The sequence below is a fragment of the Methylophaga sp. UBA3192 genome (assembly GCA_002363955.1).
In the GTDB taxonomy this organism is placed as follows: Bacteria; Pseudomonadota; Gammaproteobacteria; order Nitrosococcales; family Methylophagaceae; genus Methylophaga.
Genome location: DEXE01000006.1, coordinates 557,089 through 573,863, shown reverse-complemented (window position 1 = coordinate 573,863; position 16,775 = coordinate 557,089). Strand labels below are relative to the sequence as shown.

At 45.1% G+C, this 16,775-nt stretch carries 18 protein-coding genes; 7 read left to right on the top strand and 11 right to left on the bottom strand.

The features are described from left to right. Window positions 1–10: 10 nt before the first annotated feature. Genes B2337_RS09760 through purB form a run of 3 tightly spaced genes read right to left on the bottom strand, consistent with a single transcriptional unit; the run spans window position 11 to window position 2,664 of the window. Window positions 11–793 carry a secretin N-terminal domain-containing protein gene (locus tag B2337_RS09760; RefSeq protein ID WP_292415133.1) on the bottom strand — a complete coding sequence of 261 codons (783 nt, stop codon included), beginning with the start codon at window positions 791–793 and terminating at the stop codon, window positions 11–13. Further along, window positions 790–1,296 carry a hypothetical protein gene (locus B2337_RS09755; RefSeq protein ID WP_292359282.1) on the bottom strand — a complete coding sequence of 169 codons (507 nt, stop codon included), beginning with the start codon at window positions 1,294–1,296 and terminating at the stop codon, window positions 790–792. The genes B2337_RS09760 and B2337_RS09755 overlap by 4 nt, the downstream gene beginning before the upstream one ends. Next, window positions 1,297–2,664 carry an adenylosuccinate lyase gene (gene purB / locus B2337_RS09750; protein WP_292359283.1) on the bottom strand — a complete coding sequence of 456 codons (1,368 nt, stop codon included), beginning with the start codon at window positions 2,662–2,664 and terminating at the stop codon, window positions 1,297–1,299. Window positions 2,665–2,802: 138 nt separating this feature from the next. Between purB and acnB the strand changes: the two genes are divergently transcribed. After that, on the top strand, window positions 2,803–5,340 hold the full coding sequence (gene acnB, locus B2337_RS09745) for a bifunctional aconitate hydratase 2/2-methylisocitrate dehydratase (protein WP_292415132.1): 2,538 nt from the start codon (window positions 2,803–2,805) through the stop codon (window positions 5,338–5,340). Between the two features lie 149 nt (window positions 5,341–5,489). Here acnB and hflD read toward each other — a convergent pair whose 3' ends face one another. Genes hflD through B2337_RS09725 form a run of 4 tightly spaced genes read right to left on the bottom strand, consistent with a single transcriptional unit; the run spans window position 5,490 to window position 8,221 of the window. Further along, on the bottom strand, window positions 5,490–6,122 hold the full coding sequence (gene hflD, locus B2337_RS09740) for a high frequency lysogenization protein HflD (RefSeq protein WP_292415131.1): 633 nt from the start codon (window positions 6,120–6,122) through the stop codon (window positions 5,490–5,492). Continuing rightward, complete coding sequence (gene mnmA, locus B2337_RS09735; protein WP_292415130.1) at window positions 6,119–7,222, bottom strand: tRNA 2-thiouridine(34) synthase MnmA; 1,104 nt, start codon at window positions 7,220–7,222, stop codon at window positions 6,119–6,121. Before mnmA ends, hflD begins: the two co-directional genes overlap by 4 nt. Before the next feature lie 2 nt (window positions 7,223–7,224). Beyond that, entirely contained in the window at window positions 7,225–7,602 is a 378-nt protein-coding gene (locus B2337_RS09730) for an NUDIX hydrolase (protein WP_292415129.1), read from the bottom strand. Continuing rightward, a complete protein-coding gene (locus B2337_RS09725; RefSeq protein ID WP_292359301.1) occupies window positions 7,523–8,221 on the bottom strand; it encodes a pseudouridine synthase in 699 nt (232 codons plus the stop codon). Before B2337_RS09725 ends, B2337_RS09730 begins: the two co-directional genes overlap by 80 nt. 57 nt (window positions 8,222–8,278) lie before the next feature. On the opposite strand from B2337_RS09725, the gene icd reads away from it, so the two are divergent. The 3 genes from icd to B2337_RS09710 all read left to right on the top strand — a co-directional run bounded on the left by icd (window position 8,279) and on the right by B2337_RS09710 (window position 11,003). Next, a complete protein-coding gene (gene icd / locus B2337_RS09720) occupies window positions 8,279–9,532 on the top strand; it encodes an NADP-dependent isocitrate dehydrogenase (protein ID WP_292359303.1) in 1,254 nt (417 codons plus the stop codon). A gap of 9 nt (window positions 9,533–9,541) precedes the next feature. Beyond that, window positions 9,542–10,024, top strand: a complete 483-nt coding sequence (locus tag B2337_RS09715) for an FKBP-type peptidyl-prolyl cis-trans isomerase (protein WP_292359305.1) — start codon at window positions 9,542–9,544, stop codon at window positions 10,022–10,024. Between the two features lie 70 nt (window positions 10,025–10,094). Beyond that, window positions 10,095–11,003, top strand: coding sequence for a D-hexose-6-phosphate mutarotase (locus B2337_RS09710; protein ID WP_292415128.1), 909 nt, complete (start codon window positions 10,095–10,097; stop codon window positions 11,001–11,003). A gap of 41 nt (window positions 11,004–11,044) precedes the next feature. Here B2337_RS09710 and B2337_RS09705 read toward each other — a convergent pair whose 3' ends face one another. Genes B2337_RS09705 through purM form a run of 4 tightly spaced genes read right to left on the bottom strand, consistent with a single transcriptional unit; the run spans window position 11,045 to window position 14,072 of the window. Next, window positions 11,045–11,647, bottom strand: a complete 603-nt coding sequence (locus B2337_RS09705; protein WP_292415127.1) for an NUDIX domain-containing protein — start codon at window positions 11,645–11,647, stop codon at window positions 11,045–11,047. A 26-nt stretch (window positions 11,648–11,673) separates the two neighbouring features. Continuing rightward, window positions 11,674–12,417, bottom strand: coding sequence for a DUF3108 domain-containing protein (locus B2337_RS09700; protein WP_292359311.1), 744 nt, complete (start codon window positions 12,415–12,417; stop codon window positions 11,674–11,676). Window positions 12,418–12,423: 6 nt separating this feature from the next. After that, on the bottom strand, window positions 12,424–13,014 hold the full coding sequence (purN, locus tag B2337_RS09695; RefSeq protein WP_292415125.1) for a phosphoribosylglycinamide formyltransferase: 591 nt from the start codon (window positions 13,012–13,014) through the stop codon (window positions 12,424–12,426). Beyond that, window positions 13,011–14,072 carry a phosphoribosylformylglycinamidine cyclo-ligase gene (gene purM, locus B2337_RS09690; RefSeq protein ID WP_292415124.1) on the bottom strand — a complete coding sequence of 354 codons (1,062 nt, stop codon included), beginning with the start codon at window positions 14,070–14,072 and terminating at the stop codon, window positions 13,011–13,013. Before purM ends, purN begins: the two co-directional genes overlap by 4 nt. Before the next feature lie 58 nt (window positions 14,073–14,130). Here purM and B2337_RS09685 point away from each other — a divergent pair, with 58 nt between their 5' ends. From B2337_RS09685 to B2337_RS09675, 3 genes are read left to right on the top strand one after another with little or no spacing between them, the layout of a single operon-like run. Continuing rightward, window positions 14,131–15,171 (top strand): DUF2066 domain-containing protein, encoded by a 1,041-nt coding sequence (locus tag B2337_RS09685; protein ID WP_292415123.1) that lies wholly within the window; start codon window positions 14,131–14,133, stop codon window positions 15,169–15,171. Then, on the top strand, window positions 15,168–15,722 hold the full coding sequence (locus B2337_RS09680) for a CDP-alcohol phosphatidyltransferase family protein (RefSeq protein WP_292415121.1): 555 nt from the start codon (window positions 15,168–15,170) through the stop codon (window positions 15,720–15,722). The genes B2337_RS09685 and B2337_RS09680 overlap by 4 nt, the downstream gene beginning before the upstream one ends. Further along, window positions 15,698–16,768 (top strand): AI-2E family transporter, encoded by a 1,071-nt coding sequence (locus tag B2337_RS09675; protein ID WP_292415119.1) that lies wholly within the window; start codon window positions 15,698–15,700, stop codon window positions 16,766–16,768. Before B2337_RS09680 ends, B2337_RS09675 begins: the two co-directional genes overlap by 25 nt. The last annotated feature ends 7 nt before the right edge of the window (window positions 16,769–16,775 follow it).

Here is a 16,775-nt window from a genome sequence, read left to right as displayed (position 1 = left end):
GGAAAAGTACTCAGTTAAGTTCGATTTTAAGATACAGCCATTGTTGTTCATCTTGATGACTGCGATAGGTTTTTGCATTTTGTTGCTGACGTTGCTGTTCACCAATCTGGCCGATCAATATCCATTGATTGACCGGACCATTTACTGTGGTTAACAGACTGGTTGAGGTGATATCACCATTACGATGCATTTCAGAGAACAACGGGAAAATATCGACCCGGGCTTGTTGATTGCCGAGAATATTGACTCTTGCCTGAAAGCCGTTATCCAGCTGAATATACTGAGTCGACTCCTGCACAGCGATTCCACCATGCGGATAAAAAATAAGTTGTTGCTGATTATCGGCAACAGCACGACCCATTTGAATATCGATAGGCTGTCCGGCAATACCACGCGCCTGATATTGCTGATCCCGTTCACGACTGTTTTTGGTTGACCAGCGATTTATCTCTAGCGATGAATTCTTAGGATTTTCTAAATCAATATTTAACTGATCATTGGAAAAACGTTCATCGTTAATTTGTTGCTGGGTTCGCAACACCGTGACAGTCAGACTTTGCACTCTGCTATCCAGCTGCTTGACCAGTTGTTCAATCTCATTAAAACTCTGTGACGAACTTTTTATAATCAACAGATTATCGTGCCCATTAATAGTGGTGTAATTATCTATCATGGGTTCAATCATCGGTAATATTTCTGCTGCAAGACGATGCTGCAGCTGAATCGTTCTGATCTGATCGGCAAAAGCCGGCAATGCCAGACAGATAAAACATATCGACCAGAACATTTTCATAAGTGTAATCGCCTTGTGGTCACATCGGCAGTGCTGTGATCCCAGTATTCCTCAAACTGTTGTTTGAGTTCACGTACCGTCAGGGGATCGTGCAAATTTGCCTGTCCCAGATAACGTTGATTATTAAGACAACGTAAATAGCTGGAATCATCCACCAGTATGACGATATTTTTGGGACGCTGGTGCTTCTCTGACAGGATATTCAGACTGATCGAACTGGTCAGCCTGGAAATAAGTGGCAACAGTCGATGAGAATTCGTCATACTGCTCTGCGTTTCATCCACTAAAAAGCGGATTCGGGTGCGTGCACTTTTAATACAAAGTTTTTTGATGACTTCGATTACAGCTGGCTGATCAAGTAATACTGCTTCCAGATTACTACCCAAAAAACAGATTTCCCGTTGAGCCGATTCCACCAATGTGAGGGCAGCAGCAGCTGCCTCATGTTTACCATCAAACACGATGATTTGATTGGAATGGTCATTAGTGGAATGCTCAGTCATTTAGCAGTTTTTCGCCTGTTCAATGGCATTACCGATGTAGCTCGCTGGTGACATGTCTTTCAATGCAAACTTCACAGCATCTGGTAACTCAAGTGTATCGATAAAATCATGCATTATTTGTTTATTAACTCGCTGTCCACGGGTTAATTCCTTGAGTTTTTCATAAGGATTCTCAATGCCATATCGACGCATAACGGTTTGAATTGGTTCCGCCAGCAATTCCCAGTTAGCATCCAAATCCGCTGCCATTACTTCCGGGGCGGCTTCCAGTTTGCTGATACCTTTAAGTGCCGAGCTGTAAGCCAGCAAGGAGTGGGCAAAACCCACACCGATATTCCGTAAAACGGTTGAATCCGTCAGATCACGCTGCCAGCGTGAAACAGGCAGTTTCATGGCCATATGATCAAAGGTTGCATTGGCTATACCCAGGTTGCCTTCAGCATTCTCAAAATCAATCGGATTAACCTTATGCGGCATGGTCGAAGAACCGATTTCACCTTTTACGGTTCGTTGTTTGAAATAGCCGATTGATATATAGCTCCATACGTCGCGGCAAAAATCAATTAAAACGGTATTAAAACGAATCATCGCCTGGAAAAGTTCGGCGACATAATCATGCGGTTCAATCTGAGTAGTGTATTTGTTCCAGCGCAGTCCCAGTCCAGTGACAAATGCATTCGCCATCATGGGCCAGTCAACATTTGGATAAGCCGCATAGTGGGCATTGTAGTTACCAACCGCACCGTTCATTTTTCCGTATAACAATACGGCAGCGACATGGGTACGCTGCAGCTCCAGGCGTTTTACTACATTCGCTAATTCTTTACCCAGAGTTGTCGGAGAGGCCGGTTGACCATGAGTACGTGACATCATCGGTGTTTCAGCCTGCTCCAGAGCCAGTTTCTTCAGTGCGCCAATCAACGTGTCCATTTCTGGCAGGATAACCTGTTCTCGGGCGTTTTTAAGCATAATGCCATAGGCCGTATTATTGATATCTTCTGAAGTACAGGCAAAATGCACAAACTCATTTACGGCATCCAGTTCGGCATTGTGTTTGAATTTACGTTTGATAAAGTATTCAACGGCTTTGACATCATGGTTGGTTTCCCGCTCGATCGCCTTGATTTCAGCAGCATCCTCAACCGAAAAGTTAGTCATTAAATCGTTAAGAAATTGTTCAGCTGTTTCGCTTAATTTAGGGACTTCATGAATATCAGCATTGGCGCCGAGTAAATGTAACCAACGGCACTCGACCTCAACACGGGCGCGCAGCAAACCATACTCACTGAAATAGGGGCGCAAAGCCTTTGTTTTATCGGCATAACGGCCATCAACCGGTGAGATGGCAGTAAGAGCAGTTAATTCCATGAAAACTCCATTAAAAATAAGCTGAAAATTGGCCGAAATTATAGCAGAACTCGGCCCTGTTTCTGGATTTGATTCAGTTTGATTTGTGAATTTGCGTTAAAATAGCGCCCATCTTAGTTTCAACTTCGGAGCGTTTTCGTGCTGCAAGAATATCAAAAACATGTTGAAGAGCGTGCTGCTGAGGGTTTACCGCCTTTACCGTTGGATGCAAAACAGGTGTCTGACATTATTGAAGGGCTTAAACAACCTCAAAACAGTGATAGAGAAGTATTACTTGAGTTGTTAATTCACCGCGTTCCACCGGGTGTAGACAAATCGGCCTACGTAAAAGCAGGTTTTTTAGCCGCTATTGCCAAGCAGGAAGCCCAATGTGATTTGATAACACCGGTTCATGCCACTGAATTGCTTGGCACAATGATGGGCGGCTATAACATTCAGCCGTTAATCGAATTACTGGATTTAGATGAAACTGCGGAGGCGGCGCAGTTAGCCTTATCCAAAATTGTCATGGTCTATGACGCTTACCATGATGTTGTGGAAAAGGCAGAAACCAATTCATATGCAAAACGCATTCTGCAATCCTGGGCTGAGGCCGAATGGTTTCTTTCCAAACCCATTCTTCCCGAATCGATAACCCTCACTGTATTTAAGGTTCCGGGTGAAACTAACACCGATGATTTATCACCTGCGACTGAGGCATGGAGTCGTCCGGATATTCCCTTGCATGCCAAAGCCATGCTGGTCAGCAAAATGCCCGGCGCATTAGAGAACATTATTACTCTGAAAGAAAAAGGCTATCCACTGGCTTATGTCGGCGATGTCGTCGGAACGGGTTCATCACGTAAATCTGCCATTAATTCTGTGCTCTGGCATATGGGCAACGATGTACCATTTGTGCCTAATAAACGACAGGGTGGTGTCATTTTAGGAAATAATATTGCGCCAATATTCTTTAACACGGCAGAAGATTCGGGTGCTTTGCCGATCGAATGTAATGTCGATAAGTTAGAGATGGGGGATGTCATTACCATCAAACCTTATGAAGGCAAAATTTATAATGAAGCCGGTGACGTGGTTTCTGAGTTCACTTTACGGCCGACCACTATTGCTGATGAAGTGCGTGCCGGTGGTCGTATTCCTTTGATTATTGGTCGTGGTTTAACCGATAAAGCCCGCGAAACATTGGGAATGCCTCCCTCAGAGGTCTTCAAACGTCCCGTTGAACCTGTCCACAGTGACAAAGGTTTTACACTGGCGCAGAAGATGGTTGGTGTTGCCTGTGGTGTGGAAGGTGTGCGTCCCGGTGCTTACTGTGAACCCAAAGTCACCACTGTTGGCTCCCAGGATACAACGGGTGCCATGACCCGTGATGAGTTGAAAGAATTAGCCTGTCTTGGATTTTCGTCTGATTTGGTGATGCAGTCTTTCTGTCATACCGCAGCTTATCCAAAACCGGTGGATATAAAACTGCAACACGAATTACCAGAGTTTATCAGTACCCGTGGCGGCGTTTCACTGCGTCCCGGTGATGGCGTTATACATTCTTGGTTAAACCGGATGATTTTGCCTGATACCGTCGGCACCGGTGGTGACTCACACACCCGTTTCCCGATCGGTATCAGTTTTCCGGCTGGTTCAGGTTTGGTGGCATTTGCTGCAGCACTGGGTGTTATGCCCTTAGATATGCCGGAATCCGTTTTGGTACGTTTTAAAGGTGAAATGCAACCGGGAATTACCTTACGTGACCTGGTTAATGCCATTCCTTATGCAGCGATTCAGGAAGGTTTGCTGACGGTTGAGAAGAAAGGTAAGAAAAATATCTTTAATGGCCGAGTACTGGAAATTGAAGGCCTACCGGATTTGAAAGTTGAGCAGGCGTTTGAGTTATCAGATGCCTCTGCTGAACGTAGTGCCAACGGTTGTACCGTGAGATTGAATAAAGAACCGATCATCGAGTTTTTAACTTCCAATATTTCTTTAATGGAATGGATGATTGCCGAAGGTTATGAAGATGCCAGAACCCTGCAACGTCGGATTGATGCCATGAAAGTCTGGCTGGCTGATCCTCAGCTGCTTGAACCGGATGCTGATGCGGAATATGCGGCAGTTATCGAGATTGATTTAAATGACATTAAAGAACCATTACTGGCTTGCCCGAATGATCCGGATGATATCAAACCGTTATCTGAAGTGGCGGGAGCCAACATTGATGAAGTGTTTATCGGTTCCTGCATGACCAATATCGGTCATTACCGTGCGGCTGGAAAAGTACTGGAAAAAATGGGTAATTTACCGGTCAAACTATGGGTCGCTCCACCGACCAAAATGGATCAGCATCAACTGACCGAAGAGGGGATTTACAGCATTTTCGGCCGGGTGGGTGCTCGTACTGAAACACCGGGTTGTTCATTGTGTATGGGGAATCAGGCGCGTGTTGCTGATAATGCCACTGTAGTGTCAACTTCAACCAGAAACTTCCCGAACCGACTGGGTAATGGTGCTGATGTGTATTTATCCTCAGCTGAACTGGCGGCAGTGGTTGCCAGTCTCGGAAGAATCCCAACGGTTGCAGAGTATCTTGAAAAAGTTGCCGGCATTCAGCCAATGGCAAAAGAGATATACCGTTATCTGAACTTTAATGAGCTGGAACACTATCAGCGTGCTAAAGCCAGTTAATCTGGTAAAGTGCAGAAACAAAAAAGGGCTGTTATGACAGCCCTTTTTTATATGGGTGACCCGTCCTAAATAAGGTTGACACTTTTCAATAAAGACAATTGGAGAGTGTCAACCTTATTTAGGACAAGACAGGGTTTTACTAAAAGTTTTCAGGTTTGAGCGTGTAATTCTGTTGCTGCCTGTAATAATTTATTACTTTGTAATAAAAACTGCCAGCGCCGGCCACCTTTCTGCTGCCATAAAACCGCGGCTCTTATGCCAGTTAATAATAACGCTCGAATACGATTGACGTTGTCAGCTTGTTGCAAAAATCCTGAATCACCGAATACCTGAATACGTGGTGTAAGTTCACTGAGCGTACGCTGATAGATATCGGCAAAACGGGCAATGACCTGTGGGCTGGTGATACTGCCGAAATACTCAATCTGCTGCGGAATCTGGTCCAGTTCACGGGTAATAAGATCCAGCATTGCTGGACGTTTACGCAACTTTCGCTCCAGATGTAAAATGCCAATCGCATAGCGCAACACCACGATATCGCCAGGTTGTTTACGTTTAGATAGCTGATTATTAAACTGACGAATACCGGTTTTTAAATTGCTGATACCACCATAAACTGTCTCCGTATCCGGTGCATCCATTACCAGTAAACTTTGCAGCATGGTTTGCATATCGTCGTTATCAACCTGGCCTGTTTCAGCAATCTGCTGAACCAGCGTAACCGATTGCATTACCGCGGACAGGGCGATTACCCGATCATGAATGATTGTTCTCTGACTCATGGATGCATCCCCGGCGCATTGGTATCCACAATAATGCCGCCACCCAGGCAAACATCATCCTGATAAAACACCACAGATTGTCCCGGCGTGACGGCGCGTTGTGGCTCATCAAATTCAACCTGAATATTGCCCTGTTGATCCTGAGTGATGAGACAGGACTGATCTGGTTGACGATAGCGGGTTTTGGCACTGGCACGACATGGCAATTTCGGGGCTTCGTCTGCCACCCACGAGAGTTGCTCAGCGGTCAGTTTAGTGCTGTAAAGCCACTCATGTTCACCTTGAACAACATATAAAATCCGCTTTTCCATATCTTTACCTGCGACAAACCAGGGCTCACCGCTGCTGTTTTTACGACCACCAATGCCAAGGCCCTGGCGTTGGCCGAGGGTGTAATACATTAACCCTGAATGTTCGCCAATAATTTCTCCCTCGGGGGTGCGCATTTCACCTGGCTGGGCTGGAATATAACGTCCGAGAAACTCACGGAAGCGGCGCTCACCGATAAAGCAGATCCCAGTGCTGTCTTTTTTATCATGATTAATAAAACCGGCTTTCTCAGCAATTTCACGAACCTCGGTTTTTGGTAACTCTCCAAGAGGGAAAAGGGTACGGGATAGTTGTGCCTGACCGAGTGTATAGAGGAAATAACTTTGATCTTTGGTGTTGTCGAGACCTTTTAATAACTGAAATTTTCCATCGCGCTCCCTGACCCGTGCGTAATGTCCGGTTGCAATCAGATAACCACCCAATTCCATGGCGTGATCCAAAAAAGCTTTAAATTTAATTTCACGGTTACACAAAATATCAGGGTTAGGCGTTCGTCCTGCCTGGTACTCCTCAAGAAAATGTTTGAATACATAATCCCAGTATTCCATAGCAAAATTGGCTTCGTGAAAAATAACACCAACTTTGCCGGCTACGGATTGTGCGTCTTTACGATCTTCTTCAACCGTACATTCACTTTCATCCGCATAGTCGACCCAGTTTTTCATAAACAGGCCTTCGACATCGAAACCTTGTTGCTTCAGTAACAACGCAGCGACAGAGGAGTCCACACCACCGGACAGACCGACGACTATTTTTTTGTGTTCAGACATAATTAATCAGCTAATAAATCAAGTGGGTAACGCTTACCGGAAAGATAGTCCTGTAGACACTGCTCGACCAAAGGGCTGCGATATTGTGCCCGCCGTTGCTGGATGGTGGGAGCATCCAGCCAAACTGCCTGATGAATATCACTATCCAATGGCCTATCAAGGTGTTCTCCAAGGCTTCCGCTAAAACAGAAACGTATGTAGGTATTCTGTGTTTGTTGATGTCGCCAGCGATAAATACCTATCAATGATTCAGGAATGAACTGCCAGGCAGTTTCTTCAAGTGTTTCCCGGATAACGGCTTCAACCAGGCTTTCGCCGTCTTCGAGATGGCCGGCTGGCTGGTTGAGTTTGAGTTCGCTGCCGATCATTTCCTCGACCATCAGAAATTGCTGGTCGCGTTCTATTACGGCGGCTACGGTGGTTCTTGGAGTCCAAATCATCGGCGTATTTTATCACGGTCTGAAAATTAACTTCGCACCATTGTCCCGGTTGCAGATCATTTAATTGCCATTGACCAATCGCGACACGGATCAATCTTAATGTTGGATGACCAACGGCTGCGGTCATCCGGCGTACCTGACGGTTTTTGCCTTCACTGATTTGCAGTTCAATCCACTGGGTGGGAATGGATTGCCGAAAACGAACTGGTGGATGTCTTTCCCATACTTCAGGTGGGTCGATCAGTCGAGCTTTTGCAGGTTTAGTCACTCCATCTTTTAGCAGAACGCCTTGTTGCAATTGTTTAATTGCAGAGGCATCCGGGATGTTTTCCACTTGTGCCCAGTATGTTTTGCTTAATTTATGACGCGGATCGCTGATATGATGTTGTAATCGGCCATCGTCGGTCAGCAATAATAATCCTTCACTGTCACGATCCAGGCGTCCAGCCGGGTAGACATCCGCTATATCAATGTAATCTTTTAACGTTGTTCGACCGTCTTTGTCATTGAATTGTGTCAGTACATCGTAGGGTTTATTAAAAGCAATTAATTTGGTCATGGTTATATCAGTGCCAGAGATCATGTAAAATGCCACTTTTATTTTCAGGAGCCGTGCATGGCATATCAACACATTAGTGTACCGGAACAGGGTGCAGCCATCGGCGTTAATGCCGATTATTCATTAGATGTACCAAGTCAACCGATTATTCCTTTTATTGAAGGTGATGGCATCGGTGTTGATATCACGCCGGCCATGATTGATGTGATTGATGCAGCAGTATACAAAGCTTATAGCGGCGAACGTAAAATTGCCTGGATGGAAGTCTATGCCGGTGAAAAAGCGACACAGCTCTATGGCACAGAAACGTATCTTCCAGAAGAAACCATTGAGGCTTTGAGAGAATACTCTGTCTCAATTAAAGGCCCGTTAATGACTCCGGTGGGGGGGGGGATTCGCTCTTTGAACGTTGCATTGCGACAAACGCTGGATTTATATGTTTGTCAGCGTCCGGTTCGTTACTATCCAGGTACACCGAGCCCGGTAAAATCGCCTGAAAGTATTGATATGGTTATCTTCCGGGAAAACTCTGAGGATATTTATGCCGGTATTGAATGGCCTGCAGAAAGCGCTGAAGCAAAGAAAGTCATTGCTTTTTTACAGAACGAAATGGGGGTAACCAAAATCCGATTCCCGGATACATCCGGTATCGGCATCAAACCCGTTTCACAGGAAGGTACCGAAAGATTGGTGCGCAAAGCTATCCAATACGTTATTGACAACGATCGTGATTCGTTGACCCTGGTACATAAGGGAAACATCATGAAGTTCACTGAAGGCGCTTTTAAACAGTGGGGTTATGATCTTGCTGAGAAAGAGTTTGGTGCAACACCGCTGGATGGTGGTCCCTGGAAAACCTTTAAAAATCCAAATACCGGTAAAAAAATCGTTATCAAAGACTCGATAGCCGATGCTTTTTTACAGGAAATCCTGTTACATCCTAAAGATTATGATGTGGTTGCCACATTGAATCTGAATGGAGATTATATTTCTGATGCTCTGGCCGCACAGGTTGGAGGAATCGGCATCTCACCGGGTGCAAATTTAGCGGATGCCGTTGCGATGTTTGAAGCAACACATGGCACAGCACCAGCCCTGGCTGGAAAAAATAATGCGAATCCGTCATCATTAATCCTATCGGCCGAAATGCTTTTACGGCATTTAGGTTGGGTCGAAGCGGCAGATCTGGTCGTTTCCGGCGTCTCAGGCGCCATTTCAAATGCACGTGTCACCGGTGATTTAGCTCAGGCTATTGGCGTCGATGCGTTGAGTTGTAGTGATTATGCTGCAGCTGTTATTCAAAACATGTAAGGAGTTTCCATGAAAGTTGCAGACAATAAAGTAGTCGTGATTGACTACACGCTCACCGACAACAGCGGCACAGTCATTGATAGTAGTGAAGGTGCCGGCCCGCTGGCGTATCTGCATGGTGCAGGCAATATTATCCCTGGTTTGGAAGATGCCCTGATGGGCAAAGAAACTGGCGATAAAGTTCAAGCCAGTATTGAACCAGCCAATGCTTATGGCGAACGCCATGAAGCATTAAAACAAGATGTCCCTGCTGAATTGTTCAGTGGTGTTGAAAAAGTTGAAGTGGGTATGCAGTTCCAGTCAGAAACTGAGCAAGGTCCGGTTTTAGTCACTGTCGTTGCCATCAACGATGAAACTGTTACTGTAGACGGAAATCACCCACTGGCGGGTGTTCATCTGAACTTTGATGTAGAAATACGTGAAGTGCGTGAACCGAGTGCAGAAGAGCTGGAACATGGACATGTTCATGGTGAAGGCGGCCACCAGCACTAAAAGCTAGATTTAATACTTAGTCTCAAAGGCGGGCATTGTGCCCGTCTTTTTGTTTCAGACGTAGAAATACATGCAAACTATCGAACAATTAAAACAACAATTTGCCATAACTGATCGCCTGGACTTTTCCATGGGATCTTCCGGGTGTGTGATGATCGATATTGATACCCCTTGTGCCAAAGCGCGAATAGCACTTCAGGGTGCTCAGGTTTTATCTTATCGACCAGCTGATGCAATACATGATCTCTTGTTTTTGAGCCAGTTGAGTCGCTATGGCGACAGGCGTGCAATTCGCGGTGGTGTGCCCGTTTGCTGGCCCTGGTTTGGTGATGATCCCAGTGGTAAGGGGCGACCTGCACATGGTTTTGCGCGCAATCGTATCTGGGATTTGACCGCTGTTCAGCAAACTGAAAATGATGGCATTAAATTAATACTGTCATTAACACCCGATTCACAGGATGAAATACTTTGGCATTGTGCATATGCGCTGAAAATGACAATCGTGATTGATGAGCAACTCATACTCTCTCTGACCACGGAAAACCTTGATAAAGAAAGTTTTGTTATTTCTCAGGCGTTACATACGTATTTTGCGGTAGGTAATATAGAAAAAACCCAGGTAAGGGGGCTGAGTAATCATCATTATCTCGACAAAGTCGAGAATTTCAGTGAAAAACTGCAAGCTGGCGAAATACTTTTTAATGGCGAAACCGACAGGGTTTATCTGAACAGTCCTGAAAAACTGTTTATTGAAGATACTGAATGGTCACGCCGAATTATCGTTGAGAGTGCGGGATCCAGCACCACGATTGTCTGGAACCCCTGGGAAAGGGTAACGGCGCTGAAAGATATGACTGATGATGCGTATCATTATTTTGTCTGTGTTGAAACGGCAAATGCCGCTCATGACAGTATCAGTCTTTCACCTGGACAATCTCATACTATTTCAGCAAGTTACCGTATTATGCCATTGGAATAACCCGTTACATTCTTTTGGCAGTATTCTTGGAAATTTAACGTTTAAGCCCAACGCTGACGCAACTCATCCTTATGTAATGCCAGCCATTGAATGGCAATAATCGGGATAGCCGAAATGATTTTACCGTCTTCCAGCAATGAATAGACTTCATCAAATGATAAAACACTAACGGCGATATCTTCATCTTCTTCATCTAAACCGTGCAACCCACCGATATGGGTACTATCAATACGTCCGCAAAACAAATGCAATAGTTCAGAAGTGCCACCGGGTGAGGTAAAAAACTCGTTGATTTTAATCATCTCTAAAATCTCACAGCCGGATTCTTCAGCGGCTTCACGATAGGCGACAGACTCAGGTGTTTCACCCGGCTCAATCGCACCGGCAACAATTTCCAGTAACCAGACACGTTCATCGTCCAGCTGCAATGCACCGGGACGAAATTGTTCGATAATCACCAGGGCATCTTTTTGCGGATCATAAAGTAATACGGCAACACAATTTTCTCGGTGAAATACTTCACGAGTGAGTGGAGCACTCCAGCCACCTTTATAAAGGGTATGTTTGACTGAAACAATTTTTAAACTAAAAAAACCGCTGTAAGCGGTTGTTTGTTCGATGATTTCAAATTGTTTTTTGCTCATCCGTTTTCCTGTTATCAGCGAGAAGATTAATTGTCCTGAACAAATACAGAATCTGAAATGCCATCCAGTTCATGAAGTATTGCAGTGAATTTTGTGCCGTCTTTCTCGATATGTTCAAGTTTAACCGGCAAATAATCCAGCTCTGGTGCACACCATAATGTCGTTTCCCGATCTTTATCGCTATCGCGATCCCGTTGCCGTTTAAATTTAACGGTTGCTATTTTGCCTAGCGGTGTCGAGATTGTTTCCGGTTCCAGTCTTTCAATCTGGTAGTGTTTGATACGTCCACCATCGGCGATTGCGTAATTAAAGACTTGTTTAGTGGGGTCCTGTAGTAAATCCAACCGAAGTTGCACCTGATAAATATGTTTTTCCAATGTTTTGGGATCGATTTCAAGATCCCATGGGTGAACCTTATCATCGATATGAACTGAATTCTGTTGCCAGTCAAAATCCATACGCAGGTATTTATCCTTTTTGCCACCGCTGCGTTGATAAAGATATTGATGGGGAATAATCTGCTGTTTGGTCAGGGTCCATAAGCTGGTTTCTTTAACGGTATCACGTCTGAAAACAGCAACCAGTCCTTTGGCTTTGGTGACTGAGCGAAAGCGATGCAGTCCATCCGTTAAGGTTTCAAGTTGCTGAGTTAACTCACCTGCCTGCAGACCGTTCATTTCTATTTGATAGTGAGCTGAATAGTCATCCAGACCCTGAGCAAATGACATCGATGACAGTAAAAGCAACATTAAACCGAAAAAATAGCGCATGGGTAATTAGCTCTGATGTTGTTGGATTAACAACCTTAAGGCATCGGGATAAAGCTTATGTTCCTCGAGCAATACTCTTGCTGCTAATGTTTCTTCTGTATCATCAGACATAACCGGGACTTTGGCTTGTAAAATGACCGGGCCGGCATCTAATTCTTCGGTAACAAAATGTACGGAGGCACCATGCTCCGTCTCGCCGGCATCAATTGCTCGTTTATGCGTATGCATACCTTTGAATTTGGGTAACAGTGAAGGATGTATATTAATCAGGCGATTGGCATAGTGCTGGACAAATTCCCTGCTGAGAATGCGCATAAAACCTGCCAGCACAACATAGTCGGGGTCAAAAGAATCAATCAGCTGCATTAACTCCTGATCAAAGGCTTCGCGGGTAGTGAAGTTTTTATGATCCAGGATCTCATTAGCAATACCGGCATTTCTGGCAAACATTAAGCCAGCGGCATCTGGTCGATTACTGATGACTGCGGTGACCTCAGCATCCAACTCATCTGATTGAATTGCGTTGATAATGGACTGCATATTACTGCCACGACCTGAAATCAGGATGACGAACTTAGGTTTGAAGGTTTTACTCATTTAATAATGACTTGTTCTTCAGTATTGCTGACGTCGATATGACCAATTTGCATGGCTGTTTCACCTAATGCAGTGAGTATCTGAACCGTGGCATCAGCATCTTCTTCTGCGACACAAACCACCATGCCAATACCATTATTGAAGGTTCGGTACATTTCACGATCAACCACATTTCCCTGCTGCTGCAGCCAGTCAAATACCGCAGGTCTTTTCCAGTTTTTGCTGTCAATCACAGCAGTCACATGCTCTGGCAAAACTCGGGGGATATTTTCCAGTAAGCCGCCACCAGTAATATGAGACAAAGCATGAATGTTAATTTTTTCATGTAGTTGCAATAATGACTTAACGTAGATTCTGGTTGGAGCCAGCAGCTTTTCGCCTAATGTTGCGCCATCAAACGGCATGGTTAAGTCAGCATTACTGACTTCAATAATTTTACGGATCAGTGAATAACCATTGGAATGTGGACCAGAAGAGGCAAGCCCAATAATGGCATCACCGGCTTTTACCTGTGTGCCATCAATGATGTTGTCTTTTTCGACAATACCGACACAGAATCCCGCCAAATCAAAATCGCCATCCTGGTACATGCTTGGCATTTCAGCCGTTTCTCCGCCAACCAGAGCGGCGCCTGATTGCAGGCAACCCTCTGCAATCCCGCTGACTACATCGGTAGCGACATCGATATTCAGTTTGCCCGTTGCATAATAGTCCAGAAAGAACAAAGGCTCCGCACCAAGAACCGCAATATCGTTGACACACATGGCAACTAAATCAATACCAATGGTGTCATGTATTCCAGCCTCGATTGCCAGTCGTAATTTGGTGCCGACACCATCCGTTCCTGAAACCAGAACCGGTTTTTTATATTTATCGAGTGGCAGTTCAAACAGGCTGCCAAACCCGCCTAATCCGGCCATCACACCAGATCGACGGGTTTTGGCGGCAAGCGGCTTAATTCGTTCTACAAGGGCGTTGCCGGCTTCTATATCGACACCGGCATCGCGGTAACTGAGGGCTTGGTTTGATTTGCTTGGTGGAACGACGGGATCGGTCATGCTGGCTTCCTGATTATTTGGACATCACACACAAAAAACAGCGTGTTAGAATACCACAATGCCTAGATTATTTTTCTCACTGATTTTCGTTTTCGCTGCGTCGATTGCTTCCGCTGCGGAAGTTACTGATTTGTATCAGGCGCAAGCGCCTGCAGAGTCGCAAACTGAAGAGGAACGTCAGCGACTTGCGCCGGATTTACTCAAACAGGTTGTGATTAAAGTGGTCGGTGATCGACGTGCAGTAGAACAGGCGGATATTTCTGCCCTGGTCACTGATGTAGAACGTTACATCGATCAGTATTACTATCAACAGATTCTGAATATGGACAGTGATCCACCAGAACAGCAGCTTATGCTGACTCTGGATTTCAATGCCAATGCTATTAATACTGCTTTGCAACGTATTGGTTTACCTGTTTGGGACAAAATACGGCCTGAATCGCTAATTTGGGTTGCCATAGAATACGAAGGTAATCAGCAATTGATTGGCGAGGGTGATGAGCATTCATTACTTTTGCAGATTGATAAAGCGGCTAAAAATCGAGGTATTCCTTTGTTGATACCTTTAATGGATCTGGAAGATCAGACTCAACTGACTTTCAATGATGTTTCGACCGGTAATAATACCGCAGTGAAACAGGCTTCTGAGCGCTATGGTGCTTCTGTGCTGGTGACGGCACGATTGCGAGGTAATGCCGAGTCAACAGAGATTAGCTGGCAAGCTATTTTGACTGACGATGTTGAACGTTGGTCAAGTCAGGGAGACGTGCAGACTGCAATTCGTACGGGGGTGGATGCTCTTGCTGACCACTTGGGTCGGCGGCTTAATATGTCAATCAGCACTTCGGGTGAAGCTGAGCTGGCTATTCAGGTCTCAGGGGTGAACGATTATGAAGGTTACAGCCGAATCATGGATTACCTGGAAAGCTTACAGGCGGTCTCTGATATCAAGGTGGGCAGTTTGGGCAGTGAGTCGCTTGATTTAGTGATTTTTATTCAAGCTGAACCAGAAAGATTCCGACAGTTATTATCCATTGGAGGGGTAATACAGCCTGAGATAAATGACACTACTGGTTTGCAATATCGGTTATTACCTTGAGTCCACGGGATATTCCCAATCTCATCTGTCTGTTTAGAATTTTATTGGTTGGGCCAATCGTCTGGCTGATGCTGCAAGAAAACTTTTCCGCCGCATTATTTCTGGTGGCGATTGCCGGTATCTCTGATGGCCTGGATGGTTTCCTGGCCCGACATTTTCATTGGCAAAGTCGTCTGGGTTCTATTCTAGATCCTCTGGCAGATAAATTACTGCTGGTTGCTACATTTACTACGTTAACCTATATGCAATTATTACCTTTATGGCTATTATTGCTGGTGTTTGGTCGGGACTTGGTCATTGTAATAGGTGCCTTGGCCTACCATCTTAAGTTTGGTGAATATGAACTGACTCCGCTCTGGAGCAGCAAAATCAATACAGTATTTCAAATTGCTTTAGTCTTGCTGGTGATTGTGCAACAGCAATGGCTACCGCAAATTGCGACATGGAGCACAACCATGATCTGGTTGGTGGTGGCGAGTGTCATCATTAGTGGCAGTGAATATATTCTGGTTTGGGGGACAAACGCGTGGCGTCAGATGAAAAAAAGCTGATAAGTGATACGAATAAGTTCCTGTTATTAGGGCTGTTAATACTCTGTGGTTGGCTGGTGATGGAGCTGTCAACGGTATTAACACCATTCTTTATTGCTGCTCTGTTAGCCTACCTTGGCGATCCATTGGTCGATAGGTTAGAAAAGTATCGTTTATCTCGTACCGTAGCGGTGTGCGTGGTGTTTGCCGCATTTCTGCTTAGCGCAATAATTTTATTACTGATCTTTATTCCTATGCTCGGTGCGCAGCTCACATCACTGTTTGAAAAGTTACCTGATTATATTGATCGGTTGCAGAACACAATTGAACCATTACTGGCAAATGTCGGTATTACCACAACGATGCTTGACTTTGATACGTTCAAAACGGCTCTGCAGGACTATTGGTCTGAGGCAGGTCAAATGGCCGGAAATATCATGGGTTATATGACACGTTCTGGCTTAGTGCTATTGCAGTGGCTGACAAACCTGGTGCTGATTCCAGTGCTGACATTCTATCTATTACGCGATTGGGATGATCTGGTGGCCAGATTTCGTGAGTTACTACCTCGTACACATGCAGACAAGATCACGCAAATAACGGTGGAATGTGATGACATGCTGGCTGGTTTTCTCCGAGGTCAGTTGATGGTTATGCTGGCATTATCAATTATCTACAGTATTGGTCTTACATTTATTGGTCTGGATCTGGCGTTGTTATTAGGTGTTATCGCCGGCATTGTCAGTTTCGTTCCCTATCTGGGGTTGTTTGTGGGAATTACCCTTGCTGGTTTGGCAGCGTATTTACAGTTTCAGGAATGGTTACCCGTTTTACTAGTCGTCCTGGTATTCAGTTTTGCTCAGGCTATTGAAGGCATGGTTTTAACCCCACGATTTGTCGGTGAACGAATTGGCCTGCACCCGGTGGCGGTTATATTTGCTGTGATGGCCGGTGGTACTTTATTTGGGTTTGTCGGCGTATTACTCGCACTGCCGGTGGCAGCTGTTGTGATGGTTTTATTACGCCATGCACATTATCGTTATCTGAACAGTCATTTGTATTCTTAACCGCTCT

What these genes read in the sequence shown, in the direction of transcription:
- B2337_RS09760 (WP_292415133.1), bottom strand. Translation starts at nt 793, where the DNA reads ATGAAAATGTTCTGGTCGATATGTTTTATCTGTCTGGCATTGCCGGCT.
- B2337_RS09755 (WP_292359282.1), bottom strand. Translation starts at nt 1,296, where the DNA reads ATGACTGAGCATTCCACTAATGACCATTCCAATCAAATCATCGTGTTT.
- purB (WP_292359283.1), bottom strand. Translation starts at nt 2,664, where the DNA reads ATGGAATTAACTGCTCTTACTGCCATCTCACCGGTTGATGGCCGTTAT.
- hflD (WP_292415131.1), bottom strand. Translation starts at nt 6,122, where the DNA reads ATGAGTCAGAGAACAATCATTCATGATCGGGTAATCGCCCTGTCCGCG.
- mnmA (WP_292415130.1), bottom strand. Translation starts at nt 7,222, where the DNA reads ATGTCTGAACACAAAAAAATAGTCGTCGGTCTGTCCGGTGGTGTGGAC.
- B2337_RS09730 (WP_292415129.1), bottom strand. Translation starts at nt 7,602, where the DNA reads ATGGTCGAGGAAATGATCGGCAGCGAACTCAAACTCAACCAGCCAGCC.
- B2337_RS09725 (WP_292359301.1), bottom strand. Translation starts at nt 8,221, where the DNA reads ATGACCAAATTAATTGCTTTTAATAAACCCTACGATGTACTGACACAA.
- icd (WP_292359303.1), top strand. Translation starts at nt 8,279, where the DNA reads ATGGCATATCAACACATTAGTGTACCGGAACAGGGTGCAGCCATCGGC.
- B2337_RS09715 (WP_292359305.1), top strand. Translation starts at nt 9,542, where the DNA reads ATGAAAGTTGCAGACAATAAAGTAGTCGTGATTGACTACACGCTCACC.
- B2337_RS09710 (WP_292415128.1), top strand. Translation starts at nt 10,095, where the DNA reads ATGCAAACTATCGAACAATTAAAACAACAATTTGCCATAACTGATCGC.
- B2337_RS09705 (WP_292415127.1), bottom strand. Translation starts at nt 11,647, where the DNA reads ATGAGCAAAAAACAATTTGAAATCATCGAACAAACAACCGCTTACAGC.
- B2337_RS09700 (WP_292359311.1), bottom strand. Translation starts at nt 12,417, where the DNA reads ATGCGCTATTTTTTCGGTTTAATGTTGCTTTTACTGTCATCGATGTCA.
- purN (WP_292415125.1), bottom strand. Translation starts at nt 13,014, where the DNA reads ATGAGTAAAACCTTCAAACCTAAGTTCGTCATCCTGATTTCAGGTCGT.
- purM (WP_292415124.1), bottom strand. Translation starts at nt 14,072, where the DNA reads ATGACCGATCCCGTCGTTCCACCAAGCAAATCAAACCAAGCCCTCAGT.
- B2337_RS09685 (WP_292415123.1), top strand. Translation starts at nt 14,131, where the DNA reads ATGCCTAGATTATTTTTCTCACTGATTTTCGTTTTCGCTGCGTCGATT.